Source organism: Novosphingobium sp. B-7, from assembly GCF_000410615.1.
Classification (GTDB): Bacteria; Pseudomonadota; Alphaproteobacteria; order Sphingomonadales; family Sphingomonadaceae; genus Novosphingobium; species Novosphingobium capsulatum.
This window is the reverse complement of the sequence record NZ_KE148517.1, coordinates 14,626-14,963: the sequence shown is the minus strand read 5'-3', so window position 1 is coordinate 14,963 and position 338 is coordinate 14,626. Positions and strand designations below refer to the sequence as shown.

Below are 338 nucleotides of genomic sequence, written 5' to 3'. Positions count from 1 at the left end.
TGATCACCGGGTTCGTGGTGGGGGTAACCCTGGGCACACTGGTGGCGCTCAAGGCCGGGGCCAGGCGCAAGCCGGCGGTGCTGGGCCTGGTCACGCTGTGTTTGCTCGAAGCGGCGCTGGCGCGGGTGCTGGGCCAGCACGGCGCCATGCTGGCCGGGCTGGTGCTGGCGATGGGCGCGCTCAACAACACGTTCCTGCGCGATGGCGAAGTGGCCGTGGGGCTCACCTATATGACTGGCGCCCTGGTCAAGCTGGGCCAGGGCCTGGCGCGCCAGCTTGCCGGCGTGAGCGGGGGCGGCGAATGGCGGTCGTGGGCGCTGCTCTGGTCAGGGCTGCTC

Annotated in this window: 1 protein-coding gene; it reads left to right on the top strand. The window is 71.6% G+C overall.

Going from position 1 to position 338, the window contains the following annotated elements; translation table 11 throughout:
• Window positions 1-338: DUF1275 family protein (locus tag H926_RS30385; protein ID WP_148291876.1), on the top strand; the 338-nt coding region annotated here is incomplete at both ends.